We start from the raw sequence: 415 nt of genomic DNA, 5'->3' as shown, positions 1-415 counted from the left end.
GTGCGATAGTTCGGCAGGTTGGAGTCGATCTTGGTGTACAGCACCTGGGTGCGCAGTCCGACATGGCCGGCGATCTGCGCATCGAGAATGGCGCCGTAGCGATACTCGTCCTCGCGCCGCGCCGTGGTCGGATCGACGATGAGGTTCGGCGCATCGTAGGTCGAGCGGCTGTAGCCGACCGTCGGCGCCACCACGAATTGATGCGGCTGGCCGAACACCGGCACGACGAATTGGACCGGAAACGCCATGTCGATCGAATAGCGCTTGTAGCTGTTGTAATCGGCGACCGCCTTGTTGACGTCGTAGCCGCCGCGCGTCGTCCAATGCCCCGGTCCGAACCTGAAGTCGGTGGTCATCGCCGCGGTCGTCCGGTCGCCGGTCTGGGTGCCCGCCGCCGGATAGTAGGCGGAGTCGG

1 pseudogene is annotated in these 415 nt (G+C 65.1%); it reads right to left on the bottom strand.

Going from position 1 to position 415, the window contains the following annotated elements:
* A pseudogene (locus tag DY467_RS25785) lies at window positions 1–415 on the bottom strand (tetratricopeptide repeat protein); the annotation flags it as partial.

It is taken from the genome of Rhodopseudomonas sp. BR0G17 (genome assembly GCF_010907025.1).
In the GTDB taxonomy this organism is placed as follows: domain Bacteria; phylum Pseudomonadota; class Alphaproteobacteria; order Rhizobiales; family Xanthobacteraceae; genus Rhodopseudomonas; species Rhodopseudomonas palustris_H.
Note: the sequence above shows the minus strand (reverse complement) of the source record. Positions and strands in the feature narration are given on the sequence as shown.